The sequence below is a fragment of the Oleiphilus sp. HI0123 genome (assembly GCF_001635315.1).
On sequence record NZ_LWGE01001670.1, the window covers coordinates 1 to 3270 of the forward strand.

The window sequence follows — 3270 nt, forward strand, 5'->3', positions numbered from 1 at the left end:
TCCCTGGATGAATACCGTTTTATGGCAGATTGCTGGTACCTGGACGGTTTTTCCCCTAATAAGAACCCGGAAATGTGGTCACCTGCTCTTTTTAAAGAAGTTGCCAGACTATCATCTGACGGAGCCACTTTTTCCACCTTCGCCGCTGCGTCAGCTGTAAGACGAGGGCTAGAATCGGCAGGTTTCAGTGTTAAGCGCCAGAAAGGCTTTGGCAAAAAACGAGAGATGCTTCTTGGCTCTATTACAAAACAAGACCTCAGTTCTACCGACCACTTACCTTCAAGCAAAACAAATTGGGCTTACCCACAAACACTGATAAAGAATTCCGTTAGGAACTCTACGGCTGCCGCCTTAGATAAAGACGAGTCCAAGTCTTTCGATACCGTTATTATTGGGGCCGGTTTAGCGGGTATCAGCACTGCTTCAGCGCTGTATCAACGCGGGCTGGATGTTGCGATAATAGATACTCGCCCAGCACCTGTTTCTGGTGCCAGCGGCCAGAGCCAACTGGTAATGTACGCAAAGTTTCCCAGTGAGAGAAACAAAACGTTTAACTTCGTAGAGCATTGCCTTGCCTACAGCTTACGCTATTACCCGCGGCTACAGGCAAACTTTGATAATGAATTCTGGCACCCTTGCGGTTTACTGCAGCTAGCATGGAGTGATAAGGAAGCGGCCAAGCAAACCCGCTTTGCCAATAACACCAAGCTGCCAGCTGATTTTATACGGCCAATATGCGCAGATGAAGCCTCAGAAAAGTCTGGCTTGAAACACTCCTGTGGCGGCTTATGGTTTGAGAATGCGGGCTGGCTTGACCCTAAAGTCTACGCAAAAATATTACTTAGCGATAAGCCAGCTAAGTCGCAGGCTACCATCACGCCATTTTACAACTGCGAAGCGAAGCAGATCAGCCAAAATACAGACTCAAGCTGGACCATAGAAACAAATTCAGGCCTTTTTCACACAAGGCATCTTGTCATTGCAAACTCTAATGACACCAAGAGTTTTCCCCAATTAGCACACCTGCCAACCAAGCCCTTGCGCGGGCAAGTTACATCGATAAGATCTAAGCAGAATAGGGAGGAAATCAAATCTACGCAGTGTGTGTTAACAGGAGAAGGCTACCTATGCCCATCTGTTTCTGGTTGGCACCACTTTGGCGCGACCTTTGATTTGGACTCAAATAATGAAAGCACTAATGCAGAAGACAATGAAAAGAACTTCGAAGCAATTCAGCACTGGAACCCATCATGGATTTCGGATAAGAACACTGAAGATAAAAGCCTGAATGACTATGATGTAAAAAGTAACGCCGGCCTTCGTTGCACCACTCCTGACTACCTTCCAATCGTTGGGCTCGCTCCAAATTTTGAACAAATGAAAGAGACCTTTGCCAAACTTCGAGTTGGCGCCAACAGCTGCAAACATCTTTATGGACACTACTATCAAGGTCTTTACGTCAACGTTGGACACGGCTCCAAAGGCGCATTTACAAGCCCCGTCGCCGCAGAACTTATTGCTCACGAAATATGCGGCGGCATCCCACCGGTAAATGACACACACAAAGCAATGTTTTCGCCCGCCCGCTTTATCATTAAGCACCTTAAACAGCGGCGCATTTAAACAAGGGGGTTCTCTATAGAGTTTCGATACAGCGTCCAATCGAAAGCAGGGCCTGGGTCTGTTTTCCGCTGTGGAGCGATATGTTCATGACCCGTTATACGCTCTTTCGTAATTTCAGGGTAGCTTTCCTGAATTGCATTAGTTAGAGCGGCAAGCTGCGAATACTGAATCGCTTGATACGGTATGTCATCAGCGCCTTCCAGCTCAACGCCTATCGAGAAATCATTACAGTTTTCCTGACCACAAAAGCTTGACTGTCCGGCATGCCAGGCACGGTCATTACAGGAAACAAACTGGACTATTTCTCCGTTGCGTTTAACGAGGAAGTGTGACGAGACCTGAAGATCGCGAATTGTCTCGAAATACGGATGCTCACCAACTGGCAAACAGTTTTGGAAAAAAAGCTCGATGTAATTATTGCCGAAGGACTTCGGTGGCAATGATATATTATGAACGACTAGTAAGTTGATCGGCGCAGCTTGAGGGCGCTCATTATAATTGGGTGACGGGCACTTCCGAGCACCAGTCAACCAACCATTACAAATTTTCATACCTAGTTAGCTCCGCGTAAACTCCCGATCACCGATTCTAAGGCACGATCAAACAATAAACCATCATTTAGAACTTGAAGCTCTCCATTTCTTAGCAGGGATGCAAAACCACTTTTATCCTGCTCCATTACTTTGATGCCGGATCGATTAACGAAAACAAACTTATCAATAGCCTTAATGTGTGCAGCAAGTTTACAACGTTCAGGACGTCCTTCCTTTGAAACCTCAAACCAGGTGCCAATGCTAGCTCTTTCCACCTGCTTACTAAATGCATCAACAATGGAATCGCTCGCACTAGCACTCAAATCTTCTTCTAGAACCGTTTCGGCACGCGTAGGCTCGACACTTGATTCCGTTTCTGCGTTATCACCGGTGCCTTGCTCACTGGGTGAGACAGGTTTACTGTCGGAGTTTGTTTCTCTAGAGGCAGCTTTAGGCGCAGGCTTGACCGGCTTTTCGGCTTCAACGCTAGATTGCTTAAAATCGTTAAAGTCTTGTTCAATTTCAAGCGTATCCTGAACCAACTCAGCAATGGCGTTATCGTCCATTGCAGACTTGGCAAACTCTTCGTATGTTTGCAAGTTATTCAAGACATTAACATGCTGAGCTTCGATATCGGCCAATAGGGTTTTCGCCTCAAACTGATCATACATGATCCGATTGAGCCCCTCCCGACACTTCCTCATAACACGAGGAATCGTTTTCAATAACTTGCCTCGAACATCAAACTCCTCCTTGTCTGGACTCACCGTCCAAATCAAATCTTTAACCAAGGCAATTTCAGCCTTCCAACTCTCTGAGTCGACACCACCGTTTAGGTATGTGTAATTAAGTACCCTACTCCACGCTTTTGAAAGAAAAGCTTCTGCACATTCTGGTACATTACGCGCTCTTGCTTGCTGATCAGCTAAAATTGCATTTAAAGCATTATCAACCGCCTTCTTGGCTAGGTCATTGGCTGCTTTTCCCTTTTCAGCATCTTTTGTGCGCTGCTCAACAAGTTGACCACGCTTATCTTCAATCACTATAAATTTAATAAAATCATCTAATAAGCTTTGGAAAATATCTAGATTGTCATCGAAATCGTTTAGCACTT

3 protein-coding genes are annotated in these 3270 nt (G+C 45.7%); 1 reads left to right on the forward strand and 2 read right to left on the reverse strand.

Going from position 1 to position 3270, the window contains the following annotated elements:
- A partial coding sequence (mnmC, locus tag A3761_RS22545; RefSeq protein ID WP_068750933.1) for an FAD-dependent 5-carboxymethylaminomethyl-2-thiouridine(34) oxidoreductase MnmC occupies positions 1 to 1623 on the forward strand: 1623 nt, incomplete at its 5' end.
- On the opposite strand, the gene ampD is transcribed toward mnmC, so the two are convergent.
- Positions 1620 to 2174: a 1,6-anhydro-N-acetylmuramyl-L-alanine amidase AmpD gene (ampD, locus tag A3761_RS22550; protein ID WP_068554661.1), complete on the reverse strand. Its 555-nt coding sequence runs from the start codon at positions 2172 to 2174 to the stop codon at positions 1620 to 1622. The two genes, mnmC and ampD, sit on opposite strands and share 4 nt — an antisense overlap.
- A 2-nt stretch (positions 2175 to 2176) precedes the next feature.
- Positions 2177 to 3270: DUF1631 family protein (locus A3761_RS22555; protein WP_197473184.1), on the reverse strand; the 1094-nt coding region annotated here is incomplete at its 5' end.

Coding starts and splice junctions, on each gene's coding strand:
- ampD (WP_068554661.1), bottom strand. CDS start 2,174: ATGAAAATTTGTAATGGTTGGTTGACTGGTGCTCGGAAGTGCCCGTCA.